This is a genomic window from Blautia massiliensis (ex Durand et al. 2017) (genome assembly GCF_051861785.1).
GTDB lineage: Bacteria > Bacillota > Clostridia > Lachnospirales > Lachnospiraceae > Blautia_A > Blautia_A luti_A.
This window is the reverse complement of sequence record NZ_CP146725.1, coordinates 3,889,804-3,907,770: the sequence shown is the minus strand read 5'-3', so window position 1 is coordinate 3,907,770 and position 17,967 is coordinate 3,889,804. Positions and strand designations below refer to the sequence as shown.

17 protein-coding genes are annotated in these 17,967 nt (G+C 44.3%); 1 reads left to right on the top strand and 16 read right to left on the bottom strand.

Going from position 1 to position 17,967, the window contains the following annotated elements; all coding sequences use genetic code 11:
- Positions 1 to 60: 60 nt before the first annotated feature.
- From V9W66_RS18450 to rsxC, 13 genes are all read right to left on the bottom strand, one after another.
- The gene (locus V9W66_RS18450; RefSeq protein ID WP_144093059.1) at positions 61 to 1,554 is read right to left on the bottom strand and encodes a peptidoglycan D,D-transpeptidase FtsI family protein; all 1,494 of its coding nucleotides are present in this window, start codon (positions 1,552 to 1,554) and stop codon (positions 61 to 63) included.
- Positions 1,457 to 2,836 carry an FtsW/RodA/SpoVE family cell cycle protein gene (locus tag V9W66_RS18445; RefSeq protein ID WP_015524892.1) on the bottom strand — a complete coding sequence of 460 codons (1,380 nt, stop codon included), beginning with the start codon at positions 2,834 to 2,836 and terminating at the stop codon, positions 1,457 to 1,459. Before V9W66_RS18445 ends, V9W66_RS18450 begins: the two co-directional genes overlap by 98 nt.
- A gap of 6 nt (positions 2,837 to 2,842) precedes the next feature.
- The gene (locus tag V9W66_RS18440; RefSeq protein WP_243125569.1) at positions 2,843 to 5,002 is read right to left on the bottom strand and encodes a peptidase U32 family protein; all 2,160 of its coding nucleotides are present in this window, start codon (positions 5,000 to 5,002) and stop codon (positions 2,843 to 2,845) included.
- A gap of 88 nt (positions 5,003 to 5,090) precedes the next feature.
- Entirely contained in the window at positions 5,091 to 5,498 is a 408-nt protein-coding gene (locus V9W66_RS18435; protein WP_015524889.1) for a cell division protein ZapA, read from the bottom strand.
- Between the two features lie 130 nt (positions 5,499 to 5,628).
- Positions 5,629 to 6,639 (bottom strand): Holliday junction branch migration DNA helicase RuvB, encoded by a 1,011-nt coding sequence (gene ruvB / locus V9W66_RS18430; protein ID WP_092070622.1) that lies wholly within the window; start codon positions 6,637 to 6,639, stop codon positions 5,629 to 5,631.
- 58 nt (positions 6,640 to 6,697) lie between these two features.
- A complete protein-coding gene (gene ruvA, locus V9W66_RS18425) occupies positions 6,698 to 7,309 on the bottom strand; it encodes a Holliday junction branch migration protein RuvA (protein WP_144093055.1) in 612 nt (203 codons plus the stop codon).
- Between the two features lie 146 nt (positions 7,310 to 7,455).
- Complete coding sequence (trpS, locus tag V9W66_RS18420; RefSeq protein WP_015524886.1) at positions 7,456 to 8,520, bottom strand: tryptophan--tRNA ligase; 1,065 nt, start codon at positions 8,518 to 8,520, stop codon at positions 7,456 to 7,458.
- Between the two features lie 227 nt (positions 8,521 to 8,747).
- Positions 8,748 to 9,539, bottom strand: a complete 792-nt coding sequence (locus tag V9W66_RS18415; protein WP_144093053.1) for an RnfABCDGE type electron transport complex subunit B — start codon at positions 9,537 to 9,539, stop codon at positions 8,748 to 8,750.
- Between the two features lie 13 nt (positions 9,540 to 9,552).
- The gene (locus V9W66_RS18410; RefSeq protein ID WP_015524884.1) at positions 9,553 to 10,128 is read right to left on the bottom strand and encodes an electron transport complex protein RnfA; all 576 of its coding nucleotides are present in this window, start codon (positions 10,126 to 10,128) and stop codon (positions 9,553 to 9,555) included.
- 16 nt (positions 10,129 to 10,144) lie between these two features.
- A complete protein-coding gene (gene rsxE / locus V9W66_RS18405; protein WP_015524883.1) occupies positions 10,145 to 10,849 on the bottom strand; it encodes an electron transport complex subunit RsxE in 705 nt (234 codons plus the stop codon).
- Between the two features lie 14 nt (positions 10,850 to 10,863).
- Positions 10,864 to 11,442, bottom strand: a complete 579-nt coding sequence (locus V9W66_RS18400; protein WP_144093052.1) for an RnfABCDGE type electron transport complex subunit G — start codon at positions 11,440 to 11,442, stop codon at positions 10,864 to 10,866.
- The gene (locus tag V9W66_RS18395; RefSeq protein ID WP_144100469.1) at positions 11,442 to 12,419 is read right to left on the bottom strand and encodes an RnfABCDGE type electron transport complex subunit D; all 978 of its coding nucleotides are present in this window, start codon (positions 12,417 to 12,419) and stop codon (positions 11,442 to 11,444) included. The genes V9W66_RS18400 and V9W66_RS18395 overlap by 1 nt, the downstream gene beginning before the upstream one ends.
- Before the next feature lie 14 nt (positions 12,420 to 12,433).
- Positions 12,434 to 13,759: an electron transport complex subunit RsxC gene (gene rsxC / locus V9W66_RS18390; protein ID WP_144100467.1), complete on the bottom strand. Its 1,326-nt coding sequence runs from the start codon at positions 13,757 to 13,759 to the stop codon at positions 12,434 to 12,436.
- Positions 13,760 to 14,237: 478 nt separating this feature from the next.
- Between rsxC and V9W66_RS18385 the strand changes: the two genes are divergently transcribed.
- The gene (locus tag V9W66_RS18385) at positions 14,238 to 15,257 is read left to right on the top strand and encodes a ribonuclease H-like domain-containing protein (protein WP_144093048.1); all 1,020 of its coding nucleotides are present in this window, start codon (positions 14,238 to 14,240) and stop codon (positions 15,255 to 15,257) included.
- A gap of 99 nt (positions 15,258 to 15,356) precedes the next feature.
- Here V9W66_RS18385 and rpsA read toward each other — a convergent pair whose 3' ends face one another.
- Genes rpsA through cmk form a run of 3 tightly spaced genes read right to left on the bottom strand, consistent with a single transcriptional unit; the run spans position 15,357 to position 17,942 of the window.
- On the bottom strand, positions 15,357 to 16,433 hold the full coding sequence (rpsA, locus tag V9W66_RS18380) for a 30S ribosomal protein S1 (protein ID WP_144093046.1): 1,077 nt from the start codon (positions 16,431 to 16,433) through the stop codon (positions 15,357 to 15,359).
- Positions 16,414 to 17,280 carry a 4-hydroxy-3-methylbut-2-enyl diphosphate reductase gene (ispH, locus tag V9W66_RS18375; protein WP_144093044.1) on the bottom strand — a complete coding sequence of 289 codons (867 nt, stop codon included), beginning with the start codon at positions 17,278 to 17,280 and terminating at the stop codon, positions 16,414 to 16,416. Before ispH ends, rpsA begins: the two co-directional genes overlap by 20 nt.
- Positions 17,277 to 17,942 (bottom strand): (d)CMP kinase, encoded by a 666-nt coding sequence (gene cmk / locus V9W66_RS18370; protein WP_015524874.1) that lies wholly within the window; start codon positions 17,940 to 17,942, stop codon positions 17,277 to 17,279. Before cmk ends, ispH begins: the two co-directional genes overlap by 4 nt.
- Positions 17,943 to 17,967: the final 25 nt, after the last annotated feature.

Genomic DNA, 17,967 nt, shown 5'->3' with positions numbered 1-17,967 from the left:
TATAGTATACCTCTTTTTCACCTTATAGGCAAGGGGCAAGGAGCAGATACTGTTCTCAATTTAATCGAAATAATAGGCATCAAAAACATCGGCCGCAATGGGAACTGCCGCTTCACTTCCGGTTCCGCCGTTTTCCACGATCACTGCAATGGCGATATCCGGATCATCTACATTAGAATAACCCACAAACCAGGAATGACTGGAACCATTTTCATCAAACTCCGCAGAACCGGTCTTTCCGGCAACAGTATATCCTCGTCCGTTCAATGCGGAAGCCGTACCGTTTTCAACTACATTTTTCATTAGTTTTCCAAGGATATTGGCTTCATTTCTTGTCATCAGACGTTTGTATTCTGTTTTTTCTGTTTTCCTGACCGTATCACCGGAATTATTCACGATCTTATCGATCATGGTTGGCTTCATCAGTATACCATCATTGGCGATGGCACTTGTGATCAATGCCATATGCATCGGAGAAACAAGAGTGTTCCCCTGGCCGATCGAGGTCTGCATCACAAGTGCATTCGGAGAATCTTTATCAAGGGTAAAGCGACTGGTTTTATAGGAATTCAGCGGAAGCGCCCTATTAAAGAGCAGATCCTCTGCAGTACTTTTCAGAGTATCTCCTCCCAGACCAAGTCCCATATCTGCAAATGCACAGTTACAGGAATGTGCAAATGCGGAATAAAAATCCTCCTGTCCATGTACTTCACCATTGTAACACTGGATCGTGTGGTCATCCACTGTGATACTTCCCTGACACAGATAGGAATATCCCTCCAGTGATCCTTTTTGCCTGAAATAATCCAGTGCCGTGACGATCTTAAATGTTGATCCTGGAGGATAAGCTCCATTGGTTGCACGGTTTAAAAGGCTGCTGTTACTTTCATCATTAACAAGGGTATCCCAGTTCTGTGCGATCGTGTTCGGATCAAAATCCGGTTTGCTCACCATAGTCAGGATACGTCCGGTGGATGGTTCCAGTACAACTACCGCTCCTCTGCGGTCTCCCAGAGAATTGTATGCCGTTGTCTGAAGATCTGCATTCAGACTGGAGATCACGGTATCACCCTGATTCTTTTTTCCCAGGAATTCATTTTTCATCTGTTCCAGAAAAAATGAATGGGAGGTGAGAAGCTGGAAATTTGCTTCCGATTCCAAACCGCTCTTACCATTGGTATCATATCCTACTGCATGTGCAAAAATATTGGAAAACGGATACGTTCTCTCTTCTGTTCCATCTTCATACACATTGGTCTGTGCCAGAACCTCACCATCCGAAGACTGGATACTTCCACGTACTACCCGGTCCGAAAATGTATCCTGACGGGTGTTGTACGGGCTGTTGATAAAATCTTCGCTTTTTATGGCGTCAAAATAGACCAGATATCCGATCAGACTGACAAAGATCAATATAAAGAAGGCCGACACAAAAGTTAAAGGCCGGTTCTTTTTTCTACGGAGTCTGGCGATTTCTCTTTCTCTCAGGCGTTGCTCTCTTTCCTCTTCTTTCAATCGTTTCTTTTCGCTGCGTTTCAATTTGTTCGTCCTCATCTTCCCTCAGAATATACAGTCCCTGAATGATCGCAAGCATCAGGATGGTACACATGACAGAACTGCCTCCGTAACTCACCAGCGGAAGTGTAACTCCTGTCATTGGAATAAACTTGGTTGCACCGCCAATAGTCAGAAATACCTGAAAAGCATATTCAGTTCCGAGCCCCAGTGCGATCAGTTTATAAAACGGATTCCTGATCTTTAGTGCAATAGTAACGATCATCAGAAAAAAGCTTGTGCATACAAGAATCAGGCAGATGGCAAAAATGCCACCCAGTTCCTCGCAGATAGCACTGAAGATAAAATCATTTTTTACGACCGGAATCTTCTCCGGAGAGCCCTGACAAAGTCCCATTCCAAACCAGCCTCCGGTTCCGATCGCAAACAGAGACTGCACGATCTGATAACCTTCATTTTGATAGACAGCCATCGGATCCTTCCAGGCACTGACTCGCTGACGAACATGTCCAAAAAGATGATATGCGATCACCGAACCAACGCATCCTCCGCCAAGTCCCAGAAATAAATAGCTCGGATTTCTGGTTGCCACATAGATCAGTACAAGGTAGGTGACAAAAAAGATCACTGCACTACCCAGATCCCTGGAAAGAACCAGGATCCCTACATGGATCACTGCAACGATCGTAGCCAGTACTACTTTGCGAAAATCCACCTTGGTACACAGAAGTGATGCCATAAAAAATACGAAGGTTATCTTGATCACCTCGGAAGGCTGGATTCCCATAAGAGAAAGCTTTGCACCGTAGCTTGTGCTTGCCAGAACAAGAACTGCCGCCAGAAGTACAATACCAATTCCGGCATAAGCCCATGTAAGATCCTTTAAAAATTTCATTTTTCGTATCATTACCGGTATCACCAGTGATACTGCACTACCTGCGGCCACGATCAGAAGCTGCTTAGTTGCAGACGGAAGTGAAAGCCGACAGAGCATGATAAATCCTACGCTCAGGAGCATACACATATTATTTAAAAGAAGCAGCGATGCATTCTGATAAATAATTCGATAAAGGATCTGGATCGCTGCAAAAAAGATCATCATTTCGATATAGAACAGGATGACCCTGAAATCCATGCTTTTTAAATAGATCACAAGAAATGCTGTAAAATCAATAAAAAAGATCATGGTCAGCTGCTGATGGAGCAGTTCTCTCTTTTCTTCCTCATCCTGCCGCCACACCATATAAAAACAATGAAAGGTATAGACGATCATCAATGTGAGGATCACATACTTAGATAATTCTGTAATTACATTAATCATACACTTTTACTCGGCTCCTCTTTTAAAATGGCCTTTTGTATACCTGCGTCCGGAAGGTTTTCCGTTTTCCTGATAAACCGTCCGGAATTCTTTCAGGATCGCTTTTGCTTTCTCTGGCTCTTCGATCGTAAATGCCAGCCTCAAAGAGTGAAGGTTCAGTTTTTTTATCTGATCTTTTTCACCCGGAAGTCCGTAAGGAATGCTGTTATAAATGATATTATAACAGTATTTTGCTTTTTCGGAAATGTTTTTTCCCCATGGATCACAACTGCATTTTACCGGAAATTCACTGTTATAGCGGTCTTTCAGATAAGCCGTCTCATATTTTCCTGTACATCCGAAAAGATTCTTCCTTACACACTGCGCGGAAAGCATCAGTGGGATATAACCATATAAAAGCAGCTCCGAAGAAGTATTATCTCTGTGTTTCAGTTCACCCTCATTCAACTCAAGGGGGACTGTATTTCGAAGAACTCCCTCTTCCCGCCAGAAATCAACACTCTGATCATTCCAGGTATACATGGATGCATCCAGGATACATTTTTCGCCATATCCCATTTTTTTCAGTACGGCGTAAGATTCCAGGTTTCTTACCAGAAAACCCTTCATACCCTGCTCCAACCATTTTTGAGCTGATCGAAGCCACTTTTCGGGGATTTCTCCGCGATGGATATGTGGGGTAGAAAGATATAATTCACTGCTTGCAGCAAGTTCCGGTGAAAAAAATTTTTCCATAGTATCAAAAGGAAAATAAAAACCTGTAATCCCCGGTTCGTTCAAAAGTACTTCCGCAGTATCCGAACGTTCACAGGATACATACACAGGCAGACTGTCTGTTACCCTTCTGTGACAGGCAGCCTGATCCTTAGATTTCGTCGGCTGCTTCGTAACCTGTACTCTCTTCTGACATCCGATCAGTGCTTCCCGCAGCTGACTCAGAGCATCTCTTCGTACTTCATTGAGAACTTTAACCGGAACAAAAATCCTTCCATTTATTTCAATGTTCAGATCCTCCCACTGAAAATCTGTATTTCCCAGTTTCTCCATCTGCTGACGGATCCTCTGTTCTTCCATTGGCTGATTTTTAGCAAACTGTACCTCACCGCCCATGGCAGTTACTGTCTGGCCCTTGCAGGTTATTTCCAGTATAACAGGACTTTCAGGAGAAAGTATTAAATTCCCATGAATTTTTTCTTTTATTTTTCTGATCTCCGGCTGGATATTACCGGATTTTTTTTCATTGGCAAAAGCCATCATTTCCGGCCCGCGATACATATCATAGTATCCTTTGCAGGATCCTCCCCGACTGAAAAGCTCAAGAAGATACTTCCGGTCTTTTTCCTGAACGTGATATTCTTTTCCACTTAAATACATATCCAGATATTTTCGATATACTGCCGTGACGCCCGCTGTGTACGCCGGCTGTTTCATACGCCCCTCGATCTTCAGAGACATAACACCCGCCTCCAGGATATCCGGAAGAATATCCAGAGTGCAGATATCTTTCAGGCTTAATGCACAAAAATCCTTGTCTCCTCTATATTTTCTGTGATCCATGGTTACACTGTAAGGAAGCCTGCATGGCTGTGCACAGCGGCCACGGTTTCCGCTTCTTCCACCGAAAATACTGCTCATCAGACACTGGCCGGAATAGCTGTAACAGAGAGCTCCATGGATAAAAGTCTCTATTTCCAGAGGACTTGCCTTATGCATGGCAGATATCTCTTCCAGGGAAAGCTCTCTGGCCGGAACCACACGAGTTGCTCCCTTTTCCTCCAGAAACCGCATTCCCTCCGGTCCGGTTACTGTCATCTGTGTGCTTGCGTGAATATCCAGATCCGGGAAATTCCGGCGTATAAAAGAAAATACTCCCAGATCCTGTACGATCACCGCATCCAGACCTGCCTCATAATACGGAAGCAGATATTCAAACAGCTGATCATCCAGTTCACGGTTCTTCAAAAGTGTATTCACAGTAAGATATAATTTACGGTTATGGATATGTGCGGTCTCAATGGCAGTGATCAGCTCTTCCTGAGTAAAGTTCTGCGCATAAGCTCTTGCTCCAAAAGCCGGTCCACCTACATATACCGCATCAGCTCCGGCACCAATAGCTGCCTCAAAGCTTTCATAAGAACCTGCCGGCGAGAGCAGTTCTGTTATCACATTTTTCAAAGTATTCCCTCATCTCCCATCTGTTAATCAATGCGATGACCATAAAACAAAAGAGGATTACCGAAGCAATCCCCCATCCTTATTTAAGCAGTTCATCAAGTTCTTTCTCCAGTTCCTTCACCTTACCGTCCAGAAGATTCTTCTGTTCCTGAGCTTCCTGTTCTGCCTTCTTCGCCTCTTCAATCTGCATTTTCAAAGAGATCAGTTCATGTTTCAGATCATACATCTCCTGGTCTTTCTGCTGCAGATCCTGTTCAAAAATCTCCGCCTGTTTTTTTGCCTTAAAATAATCATCTGTAATATTCAGACTGAGCAGTGTATGCTTGGTCTCCATGGCCTGTCTGGAGTATCCCGGCATCTGACTCAGCTCACTGATCTTATTATTCATATAGGCTGCAACCTTCTGAAAATATTCCTCGGACTCATACCCGCCCAGAGTAATGATCTTTCCATCGATAACAACCTGTGCTGTATTCTTTACCGCCATTCGTAAAGCCTCCTGAATTTATCTGTTACTGGTAATTTCCTCAATAACATTCCTCTGCATTGCCGGTCTTACAACCCGCAATTTCTTTTATTATAACTGATTCCCGCAAAAATGTATAGAAGTTTTTCTATTATTTTGTCGATAAATCAGGACGAGGATATCCAAGATGGGTATATGCCAGCACGGAAGCCATTCTTCCACGTGGAGTTCTGTTAAGGAAACCTGTCTGTAAAAGATAGGGTTCGTACACATCTTCCAGGGTTCCGGAGTCTTCTCCGATTGATGCGGCAAGTGTTTCAAGTCCCACTGGTCCGCCCTGGAAATTCAGGATCAAGGTCTGGAGAATGCGGCGGTCCGTCTTATCAAGGCCATACTGATCCACCTCCAGAAGATCCAATGCAAAACAGGCAACATCGTAGGTGATCACACCGTTATACTTCACCTGGGCAAAATCACGTACTCTCTTCAGAAGACGGTTGGCCAGACGGGGGGTTCCTCTGGAACGCTTGGCGATCTCGGCAGCTCCATTGGGTTCGATTTCCACGCCAAGCACCTGAGCGGAACGGAGAATGATCGTCGTCAGTTCTTTTTTATCATAAAACTCCAGTCTCTGTGTTACGCCAAAACGATCACGAAGCGGTGCGGAAAGAAGACCTGCCCTCGTTGTTGCACCTACCAATGTAAACTTTGGCAGGTCCAGACGAATGGAACGGGCGGATGCTCCCTTGCCGATCATGATATCGATAGCAAAATCTTCCATGGCCGGGTAAAGAACCTCTTCTACCTGTCGGTTCAGTCTGTGTATCTCATCTACAAACAGCACATCTCCTTCCTGAAGGTTGTTCAGGATCGCAGCCATTTCGCCTGGCTTTTCAATCGCAGGACCTGATGTTACCTTCATATGTGTTCCCATCTCATTGGCAATGATCGCGGAAAGTGTAGTCTTTCCCAGCCCCGGAGGTCCATAAAACAGCACATGATCCAGTGAATCATGGCGCTGCTTTGCTGCTTCGATATAAATCTTCAGGGTATCTTTTGTTTTCTGTTGACCAATATATTCATCCAGACTCTGAGGCCTTAAATTTCCCTCCAGGGAAAAATCCTCTTCTGTAACATCTGTTGTAATGATCCTGTTATCCATTTGCTATGCTCCGTTCTATTTCATTTCAGTGCGAGCATGTTAGCTCTTACTCACGGCGTTAAAAATTTTTCAGTGCAGCCCGAAGAATTGCTTCTACATCATCTGCCGGCACATCTTCCGGTACCTTTCGTACTGCACGAAGGGCATCTGCAGAACTGTATCCTAATGCGACAAGCGCCTCCACCGCTTCCTGACGACTATCCCTCAGATCAGATGCTCCCTCAGCTGCTTCTTCCTGCTGATGCGCCAGTTTCATCTCAAAAGCATCTTCCAGCTTCAGCTTGTCTTTCAGCTCCAGGATCATTTTCTGGGCTGTCTTTTTCCCGATTCCAGGGGCCTTGGAGATTGTTTTTACATCATCGGAAAGCACTGCAAAACGAAGCTCGTCTGCACTGATCCCGGAAAGGATACCCAGAGCGCCTTTAGGTCCGACTCCGTTGACACCGATCAGAAGCTTGAACATGCCAAGATCATCCTTCGAAAAAAAACCATATAGCTGCAGAATATCCTCCCGCACATAGAGAAAGGTATGGATCTTCTTTTCATCGCCTATCCGCGCTTTCCCAAGATCCTGTCCTGTCATATAAATTGCATAACCAATTCCGCCATTTTCCACAACCAGACAATTTTCACCGATATCTGATACGGTACCTTTTACAAAAGAAATCAAATCTCAAGGCTCCTTCCCTGAAACAGCTGAACATCTGTTTCCCATATGAACGCAATAGTAACATAATTTTCAAAAAAAATCAACCCGGAATACAATCTCCGGGTTGATCCTGTATACAAATCTGTGATTCCTCTCGCTGTTTTCTATCACTGATTAAGGAAATCCTGATCCTCAAAATAATTGATCCGCATAGAAGAACGAACATCATGAAGCGTTGCGGCAGCTTTTTCTCTGGCAACCTCTGTACCGGCTTTCAGGATATCGAACACATCTTCGGTTCGCTGCTCCCACATTTTCCTTCTTTCACGGATCGGTCCAAGCTCTGCCTGCATAACATTATTCAGGAACTTCTTGACTTTCACATCACCAAGGCCACCTCTCTGATAGTGAGCCTTAAGTTCATCCAGATTCTGATACTCTGGCAGAAATTCAGCAAAATGTTCCGGGCGGCTGAAGGCATCCAGATAGATAAATACCGGATTTCCCTCTACACGACCAGGATCCTGAACACGAAGATGGTTCGGATCTGTAAACATGGACATGATCTTTTTCTTCACAACATCTTCTTCATCAGACAGATAAATGCAGTTTCCGAGAGATTTACTCATCTTAGCCTTTCCGTCAATTCCCGGAAGACGTAAGCATGCTTTATTGGAAGAAAGAACAATTTCCGGATCTGTCAGTGTATCACCGTAAACGGTATTGAATTTATGGACGATCTCCTTGCACTGCTCAAGCATCGGAAGCTGATCTTCACCTACCGGTACATGTGTTGCGCGAAAGGCAGTAATATCAGCAGCCTGACTGATCGGATAGCAGAAAAAGCCTACCGGGATGCTGGCTTCAAAATTACGCATCTTAATCTCGGATTTAACGGTAGGATTACGCTGTACTCGTGCTACCGTAACCAGATTCATATAATAAAAGGTAAGTTCTGTCAGCTCCGGAACCATGGACTGGATAAAAATATTGGATTTCTCCGGGTCAAGCCCGCATGCCAGATAGTCCAGAGCAACCTGAAGAATGTTATGACGTACTTTCTCCGGATGCTCTGCATTATCTGTAAGTGCCTGGGCATCTGCGATCATAATATAAATCTCATCATATAAGCCGGAATTCTGCAGTTTCACACGCTCTGCCAGAGATCCAACATAATGACCTACATGAAGGCGCCCCGTCGGGCGGTCGCCAGTTAAAATAATCTTACTCATGAATTTCGTTCTCCTTGAAGTATACTGAATATTTATATCCTATTATAGCCCCTTGAAATTCACCGGTCAAATATTTTTAACCGGAAACTGCAATTTTTCATTGAAATATAACCAAAAGTTTGTATGTATTTATTTTATTTATGCATTATCGGGCATAACATGCTTTATTCCAAAAAAGAACTGCCACGTCACTCGGAAAACTTCCGTGACAGGCAGTTCTTTTTGTTTTACAGAATCACATGTCTTGGGCAAACTTCCTTACATTTACCGCAGCCTGTACACTTATCGTAATCGATGTGTGCACAGAAATCGGTAACTGTGATCGCCTCGGACGGACAATTCTTCTCACATTTTTTACAGCCGATACAGCCAAGCTCGCAGGCAGCTGTAACTGCCTTACCTTTTGCGTGGGAGCTGCAGGCTACACGTGTCTGTTTGTCATATGGTACCAGCTCGATCAGGTGACGCGGACATTTGGCAACACATTTGCCACAGGCTTTACATGCTTCCTGATCTACGACCGCAATACCATTCACTATATGGATCGCATCAAATGGACATGCCTTTACACAGCTTCCGAAGCCCATACATCCAAATGTACAGTTTTTTGCACCGCTGCCAGGGATGAAAGCCATCATCTCGCAGTCTTCCACACCTGTGTACTCATATTTTACAGTCGTCTTATCACAGGTTCCCGCACATTTTACAAAAGCAACCTGACGTGCGGTTTCTTTTACTTCCTGTCCCATGATCGCGCCAATCTTGGCTGCAACAGGAGTACCGCCAACCGGACACTGATCTACAGGAGCTTCTCCCTTTGCAATTGCGGCAGCGAGTCCGGAACATCCCGGATATCCACAACCACCACAGTTATTTCCTGGAAGAACGCCGAGAATGGCTTCTTCCTTTTCATCTACCTTAACGGTTAATTTCTTGTCTGCAAGTCCGAGGAAGATACCAATGAATAAACCAGTACCGCCGACAATGACTGCAGCCATAATAATTCCTGTTATACTCATGCTCTTCTTCCTCCTATACGATTCCGGAGAATCCAAAGAATGCAATAGCCATCAGTGCTGCCGTAAGCAGAACGATCGGCATACCCTGGAAGGATTCCGGAATATCGTTGTATTCCATTTTTTCACGGATTCCCGCAAGTAATACAATTGCGATCAGGTAACCTACACCTGTGGCAAATCCGTTGACAACACTTTCAAGAATGCTGTATTCATATTTCACATTGTTCAGTGCTACACCAAGAACTGCACAGTTTGTTGTGATCAGAGGAAGGTATACACCAAGTGCCTTGTAAAGGGATGGTACAAATTTCTTGAGAAACATTTCTACAATCTGTACCAGTGCCGCGATAACCAGGATAAATACAATCGTTTTCAGATACTCAAAATGGGTCGGTACCAGGATGAATTTATAAAGCAGTCCTGCAACAAAAGATGCAATAGTAATAACAAACACAACTGCACCACCCATGCCGGCTGCGGTTTCTGTTTTCTTGGAAACTCCAAGGAAAGAACAGATTCCCAGGAACTGACTCAATACAACGTTACTGCAAAGCGCAGAACCAATTGCGATCAACATCAAGCTTGCCATCTTCTATTCCCCCTTTTTATTCTTTGTCGGAAGGACATCCGCCGCAGGTCGCACAATTGGAGCCACAGCCGGACTGGATCTTGGAAACATCTTTGCCCTTCTTTGCCATGTTGATCTTTACTTTGTTCTGGATCGCTGCAAGTCCGGCAAGAACCAGAAATGCTCCAGGTGCAAGGATAAAGATAGTGATCGGGGTATAGCCGGCAGCACCGGTAGCTGCATCAGCAACCGGAATGATCTGTGCTCCGAAAGCCTTTCCGGAACCAAGGATCTCTCTTACAAGACCAATGGCAACCAGGCCCACTGTAAAGCCAAGACCCATTCCAAGTCCGTCAAAGATAGACGGAAGGACAGGGTTCTTGGAAGCATAACTCTCTGCACGTCCCAGAATGATACAGTTAACAACGATCAGTGGAATGTAAATTCCAAGTGACTCATAAAGAGAAGGAGTAAAGCCTTCCATCAGAAACTGTACGATCGTTACAAAAGATGCTACAACTACGATAAAGGCCGGCATTCTGACGGAGTCCGGGATAACCTTACGCAGCATGGAGATGAGCATGTTTGACATAACCAGAACTACGGTTGTGGAAAGTCCCATACCAATACCATTGATCGCAGAAGTCGTTACCGCAAGGGTAGGACACATACCAAGCATCAGGACGAAAATCGGATTTTCGGTTATAATGCCGTTTTTTAATCTTTCACCACAATTATTCATATTCAACTACCCTCCTAAAATGCGTTTTTGCAATAGCCGATAGCTGTATTGACTGCACCGGTAAAAGCTCTGGATGTGATGGTCGCACCACTGATAGCATCAATAGGCTCACCTTCGCCGCCGTCCTTGGATACATAGAATTTATCGGTATTCTTTCCAACATACTGTTCCTGGAACTTCGCTTCTGTAGCACGCATTCCAAGTCCGGCAGTCTCACTGATGGAAAGAATGGAAACGCCGCTGACGGTACCGTCTTTTGTTACACCAACTGTGATCTGGATATCACCGCCGTAACCCTCTTTATCGGTTACAGTTACCACATAGCCTTCATCTGCTGCTTCACAGACCTCGTCTACTGTTGCCTTTACTCCAAGGTCTGCAATCGTTTTATCTGCTGCTTCCTTGTCTACGTCTACAGCTTTAAAATCTTCCAGGCTTACATCACTGAATACAGTCTGCCATGCTTCTTTTTTTGCCTGTTCCTCGGTTCTTGCAATGGGTTCTTTGGTAACTTCGTAAACCAGTCCAAGGCCAAGGCCGGCAACTACTGTAATGATCGTAAGGATCAATGTATTTCTGATAATCTTACCCATTATTTCTTGCCTCCTTTTCCAAAAGCAACCGGTTTTGTTACTTTTTCAATAAGCGGAACCAGAAGATTGCAGAAAATGATCGCATAGGAAACACCCTCTGCGGAACCACCAAAGAGACGGAATACCGCTGTCACGATACCGAGGCAGCAGCCATATACCAGCTGACCTTTCGGAGTGATCGGCGTTGTCACATAATCTGTTGCCATAAACCAGGCTCCAAGCATCAGACCTCCTCCAAAGATATGGCTGAAAAGATAGTTTACATCAAAGCCTTTGCCTGTTCCCAGCATATAGAAAATGACAAATACTGCAAAACTTCCAATATATGTAAGAGGTACCTTCAGATCGATGATCTTAAATGCGAGAAGGATCACTGCACCGATGAGGATCGCCAGGGCAGAAGTCTCACCGATGGTACCCTGGATATTACCAAGGAACAGATTCTTTACAGGAATAGAAGTCCCCTCAATGAATCCCTGGCTTTTAAGCGCTGCCAGAGGTGTTGCCTGTGTAACCGCATCTACAACAGCATGGGAGCTTTTGGAAACTGCAAAGTTAGTCATTTTTCCGGCAAAAGAGATCATAAGGAAACATCTTCCTGCAAGAGCCGGGTTCATAAAGTTCTGTCCAAGTCCACCGAACAGCTGTTTTACAACAATGATCGCAAAAGCACTGCCAAGGATCGGCATCCAGATCGGGATCTGGGGCGGCATGTTCAGTGCAAGCAGAAGTCCTGTTACAACTGCACTGAAATCAGTAGTTGTATTCTTTTTATGCATCAGTCGGTCATACAGCCATTCAAAAAACACACTGGATACAACCGTCGCCAGCACTACAAGGAGTGCATGCACTCCAAAGTTCCAGATACCGAAAAGTGTTGTCGGCAGAAGTGCGATCACTACCAGCTGCATAATACGGCTGGTGGTCATTTTATCCCTGATATGGGGATTAGATGATACGTTATACATTTGTTCCATTGTTATTCCTCCCCCTATTTCTTTTTCTTGCGCTCTGCAAGAACCATTTTTCTCATAGATTTAATACTCTGAGTCAGAGGTCGTTTGGCCGGACAGATGTAACTGCAGCAGCCGCACTCGCAGCATTCCATACCATCCATTTTTTCGAAGCCTGCCATATCACCGTGTTCTGCAAGAGTTGCAAGGCGGGCCGGAACCACATGGCCCGGACAGACGCTTACACAACGTCCGCAATTGATACATGCAGTCTGGATCTGCTTCGCCTCGGAAACTGCGTCACGCTCCAGGAAAAGCAGGGAAGAAGTTGTCTTCGTACATGGAATATGAAGATCATACAGCGCAAATCCCATCATCGGTCCGCCGGAGATTGCTTTTGCGATCTTTTCCTTCAGTCCGCCTGCAGCATCTACCAGTTCGGACAGATCTGTGCCTGTAAGAACGGAAAAGTTCTTCGGTGTACGGATACCATCTCCGGTAACCGTTACATTACGGCTGATAACCGGCTGTCCGAGGATCACTGCCTTATAAACAGAAGTGACGGTCTCTACGTTATCAACCACGCATCCTACATCTGCCGGAAGCATGGTGGAGTTGATCTCTCTGCCTGTTACCGCATAGATCAGTGTACGCTCACCACCCTGAGGGTATTTGGTCTTAAGCTCTTTTACTTCCATACGCTCTTTGCCTTTGATGGCTTCTTTCATCCTGGCAATACAATCCGGTTTGTTGTCCTCGATACAGATACATCCCCCTGCCTTCGGGAAAGCTTTCAGGATTACTTCCAGACCACCAACAATACTTTCCGGTTCTTCCATCATCCTTCGGTAGTCACTGGTGATATAAGGCTCACATTCCGCACCGTTGACCAGGATATGATCGATCTTGTCGGGTTCCTTTGGTGAAAGCTTTACATGTGTCGGGAAACCTGCACCACCCTGACCAACAACTCCGCCTTCCTGAATCCTTTTCAGGATATCCTCCTTGGAAAGATCCGAAAGCTTTGCAGGTGCATATTCCACAGATTCGTACAGACCGTCATTCTCAATGATGATCGCATCACCCATGGCGCCTACTGCGGTCAGACGTTTCTCGATTCCCTTTACGGTTCCTGATACAGACGAGTGTATCGGTGCGGAAACAAATCCTCCTGCTTCTGCGATTTTCTGTCCTGCAAGCACATGATCACCTTTTTTTACGATCGGCTTGGCCGGAGCTCCGATGTGCTGAGAAACAAGAATTGCCAGATCTCCCTTCGGCAGATACTTCTCGACAGGACAGTTTTTTGACAAATCTTTGCCGTCATAAGGATGGATACCACCCCTGAAGGTTAAAAATGCCATAGATCTCATCTCCTCCTTTATTTTTGCAAGTATATGTACATGGTATTTCTGCGTTGCACATATACTCTTTTTTAAAGTTGATTCTGTGTTTCTGATTTTCCTTTTCTTATTTCATCCAAGACAAACAAGATCTATTTCGCTCCCATAAATCATTTCGCGAAACATTACCAGCGAACAGTAACAAAATAGCTTCTGCTTTGAGCAGGATATGTATGAAAGATTGAATCCAGACACGATCCTGTGATATACTTCGGTAGAAGATATTCACCACCTCATAAAAAGCTGTAAATGAATAACCAATTTATGAAGCGATAATAGTCATTTTTTCACTGTCAATCCCTACATAAATCCAGTACCATTTCCTGTTTTTTATCATCAACTCTACTAATAACTATAACTCATTTCACTTTAAATTGCACTATTGAAAAGCAATTTTTTTGTGTATAATCAGATACAATCCATAAAGGAGAAAATTAACATGATCGTTAAAAAAATGCCGATTTTACAAGGGTTTCCAGACTTTGAGACTGTTAAAAAATTGACCAAAAATCATGGATTTTCAGAGCGTTTTGTACCGCTTTTCTATGATATTGAAACTACAGGACTATCACGAAATTCCACTTTTCTGTATCTGATCGGCGCTGTAGCCTACGAAGAAAACAACTGGCAGATGTACCAGTGGATGATTGAAAACGAAGAGGAAGAACCTGAACTTCTGAAAACATTTTCTGAATTCCTTCAGGATTTTTCATGTACGATCCAATATAACGGTGACAGTTTTGACCAGCCTTATCTGGATGCGCGATATCAGATCCACAGACTGCCTTCCCCTTTTGCAAAGCTGCCTTCTCTGGACCTTTACCGGGAACTAAAGCCGCTCAAGGGACTTCTGAAGCTTTCACGGATGAATCAGCCTTCTATGGAATCATTTCTCGGTATCACTGAACGGAACTACTGTGATGGGGGTGCCTGCATCCGTCTTTACAAACAATTCGCTTCCGGAAAGAAACCGGAAGCGGCAGAGATCGTTATGGGACATAACCTGGAAGATCTTCTGGGACTTGGAAAAATTTTCTCAATGCTGTCCTATCTTGCTCTTTTCAATGAAGATTACGAAGCACTAAATTGTGAAATTCAAGACGATCAATTGGCCTTTACAATTAAAATTCATTACGATCTGCCTGTTGAATTTTCAAATCATAGTGAAGAATTCTACATAATCGGACAGAATAACCGTGTCCGTCTTCTTGTGAAGCTTCAAAATGGACGTTTAAAGCAATACTACTCCAATTATAAAGATTACGATTACATCCCTTCCGAAGACACTGCCATACCAAAAGCCTTAAGTGCCTGCATGGACAAAAAGCTCCGAAGGCCTGCCAAAAGGGACAGCTGTTATACCTGGTTTCCTGTAACAGAAGCTTTTCTGCATGATCCTTTAAAACAGAAAACCTATCTGAAACACTGCCTGCCATATTATCTTTCTGTTCTTAAATAATATCTCTGTTACGCAATTCCAATCAAAAAAAGGCCGTCACAATAAATGTGACGGCCTATGAAATTCAAAATATTCAACTGCTGTACAGCTTCTGAGAAATTACTCCTCTGTCTGCTCTGCAGAATTATCCTCGAGTGCTTTCATGCTGAGGCTGATCTTTTTGTCTTCGCCATTGAAATCAACAACCTTAGCTTCGATCTCCTGACCGATGGAAAGTACATCAGATGGTTTCGCAACGTGCTCTCTGGAGATCTGAGATACATGAAGAAGAGCATCTACTCCAGGTGCAAGCTCAACAAATGCACCGAAATCTGTCATACGTGCAACTTTGCCCTTTACTACGTTTCCTACTGCGAAGTCCTCAGCAGCTGTAAGCCATGGGTTCTCCTCCGGGAATTTAAGGGAAAGTGCGATCTTGTCTCCGTTGATATCTTTGATAAGAACTGTAACTTTATCACCTACGTTGAATACCTTCTTCGGGTTCTCTACTCTGCCCCAGGACATCTCAGAGATGTGAAGCAGTCCGTCTGCTCCGCCGAGGTCAATGAATGCACCGAAATCTGTAACATTCTTAACAACACCCTCAACTTTATCGCCTACGTTGATCTTAGCAAGAAGCTCTTTCTGTTTCTCAGCTTTCTCAGCAAGAAGAAGCTGTTTGCGGTTACCGATGATACGGCGTCTTCTTGGGTTGAACTCTGTGATAACGAACTCGATCTCCTGATCTGCATATTTGGAAAGATCTTTCTCATATGTGTCAGATACAAGGCTTGCAGGAATGAATACTCTTGCTTCCTCAACATTGACACAAAGACCGCCGTCAAGTACCTGTGTTACAGGAGCCTTCAGAACCTCCTGGTTCTCGAATGCCTCCTCAAGACGTTTGTTGCCTTTCTCTGCTGCAAGACGTTTGTAGGTAAGTGTAACCTGTCCCTCTCCGTCGTTTACTTTGAGAACCTTTGCTTCCATGGTATCGCCAGGTTTAACAACGTCTGTAAGCACAACGCTTGAATCGTTTGTGTACTCGTTCTTTGTGATGATACCGTCTGCTTTATAGCCGATATTCAGGATGATCTCATCATCTTTAACATCGATGACGGTACCCTGTACGATCTCTCCATTTCTGATTGTTTTTACGGAATCTTCCAGCATCTGTTCAAAACTTAACTCTGACATGTTCTTGAACCTCCTCAATAATTTTCTTTGGGGTGGAAGCCCCTGCTGTAATACCTACACAACTACTGCATTGGAACATTTCAGAATCCAAGTCTACAGGTGTTTGTATATAGTAAGTATTTCCACATTCCTTTTTACATATTTCAAACAGCTTTTGAGTATTGGAGCTATGTCGGCCACCTACGACCAGCATAGTGTCTACCTCTCCGGCTATCGCTTTAGCTTCTTTCTGCCGTTCTTCGGTAGCATTACAAATAGTGTTTAAAATATTTAGAATATTTAAAACATTATTATCATAACTCTTTTTGCGGAGAATTTCAACTAATTCTTGAAATTTGTTGTAATTAAATGTCGTCTGAGACACTACACATACTTCTTTTTCCGGAGAAATATTGAATTTCTCAGCATCCTCAGCATTTCTGATCACTGTATATGGTCCCTGACACCATCCGCAGATCCCCTGGACTTCCGGATGGTCCGGATCACCGATGATCACAATATGGGCACCTCTGGAGCTTTCTCTCTCAACGATCTTGTGGATCTTCAGCACAAAAGGACAGGTAACATCTACATATCCGAGACCATATTTTTTGATCGTGTTATAAACCCTGCGGCCTACTCCATGGGAACGGATCACAACAGTGCCGCCCTTCAGGCTGCCAAGATCCTTCTCACAAATCACAGACACACCTTTTTTTTCGAGATCTGAGACAACCTCCTCATTATGGATGATCGGGCCCAGTGTATAAATCGGTGCTGCATCGGAACCGATCAGCTCATAAACACGGTCAACTGCTCGTTGTACGCCGAAACAGAAGCCGGCAGTTTCTGCAACTTTTACATTCATCCATTCACCCTTTTTCTGTATACGGAAAGGATACTCTCAACCACTTCGTCAATTCCCATCTCAGATGAATCAACAAGAACAGCATCCTCTGCTTTTTTAAGCGGAGAAACCGCGCGGTTCATATCTCTCTCATCTCTGTCAACGATATCTTTCAGGATCTCATCCATATCGCAGGCTTCACCCTTCTCTGTAAGCTCCAGGTATCGTCTGCTGGCACGGGTCTTTGCACTTGCAGTCAGAAAGATCTTCACTTCCGCATTGGGAAGAATGGTGGTTCCGATATCTCTTCCGTCCATAACTACATTATTCTCGGCTGCAAGATTGCGCTGCAGCTTCAGAAGATGTGCACGCACCTCCGGATTTGCAGAGCTTACAGATGCCATATTTCCTACCTCTTCCTTACGGAGGAACGCAGTTACATTCTTTCCGTTAAGGATCACCTGCTGCTCACCGTTCTCATAACGGATAGAGATATCCGCATCGTGACAGGCTTCCGAGATTTTTTCGTCACCGCTGATTCCTTTTTCCAGAAGATAAAGTGCCATGGCACGATACATTGCCCCTGTATCTACATAAATAAAGGACAGCTCTTTTGCCACTTTTTTTGCAATTGTGCTTTTTCCTGCACCTGCCGGTCCGTCAATTGCAATATTAATACCCATAATCGTTGCTCCTTCCTCTTTTCTG

Excerpts from the sequence above, each read along its gene's own strand:
- V9W66_RS18435 (WP_015524889.1), bottom strand. The coding sequence starts at position 5,498 with ATGGCGGTAAAGAATACAGCACAGGTTGTTATCGATGGAAAGATCATT.
- rsxC (WP_144100467.1), bottom strand. The coding sequence starts at position 13,759 with ATGGCATTTTTAACCTTCAGGGGTGGTATCCATCCTTATGACGGCAAA.
- V9W66_RS18415 (WP_144093053.1), bottom strand. The coding sequence starts at position 9,539 with ATGAGTATAACAGGAATTATTATGGCTGCAGTCATTGTCGGCGGTACT.
- ruvB (WP_092070622.1), bottom strand. The coding sequence starts at position 6,639 with ATGGATAACAGGATCATTACAACAGATGTTACAGAAGAGGATTTTTCC.
- V9W66_RS18395 (WP_144100469.1), bottom strand. The coding sequence starts at position 12,419 with ATGGAACAAATGTATAACGTATCATCTAATCCCCATATCAGGGATAAA.
- V9W66_RS18400 (WP_144093052.1), bottom strand. The coding sequence starts at position 11,442 with ATGGGTAAGATTATCAGAAATACATTGATCCTTACGATCATTACAGTA.
- trpS (WP_015524886.1), bottom strand. The coding sequence starts at position 8,520 with ATGAGTAAGATTATTTTAACTGGCGACCGCCCGACGGGGCGCCTTCAT.
- rpsA (WP_144093046.1), bottom strand. The coding sequence starts at position 16,433 with ATGTCAGAGTTAAGTTTTGAACAGATGCTGGAAGATTCCGTAAAAACA.
- rsxE (WP_015524883.1), bottom strand. The coding sequence starts at position 10,849 with ATGAATAATTGTGGTGAAAGATTAAAAAACGGCATTATAACCGAAAAT.
- V9W66_RS18410 (WP_015524884.1), bottom strand. The coding sequence starts at position 10,128 with ATGGCAAGCTTGATGTTGATCGCAATTGGTTCTGCGCTTTGCAGTAAC.
- V9W66_RS18445 (WP_015524892.1), bottom strand. The coding sequence starts at position 2,836 with ATGATTAATGTAATTACAGAATTATCTAAGTATGTGATCCTCACATTG.
- V9W66_RS18385 (WP_144093048.1), top strand. The coding sequence starts at position 14,238 with ATGATCGTTAAAAAAATGCCGATTTTACAAGGGTTTCCAGACTTTGAG.
- ispH (WP_144093044.1), bottom strand. The coding sequence starts at position 17,280 with ATGAATGTAAAAGTTGCAGAAACTGCCGGCTTCTGTTTCGGCGTACAA.
- cmk (WP_015524874.1), bottom strand. The coding sequence starts at position 17,942 with ATGGGTATTAATATTGCAATTGACGGACCGGCAGGTGCAGGAAAAAGC.
- V9W66_RS18450 (WP_144093059.1), bottom strand. The coding sequence starts at position 1,554 with ATGAGGACGAACAAATTGAAACGCAGCGAAAAGAAACGATTGAAAGAA.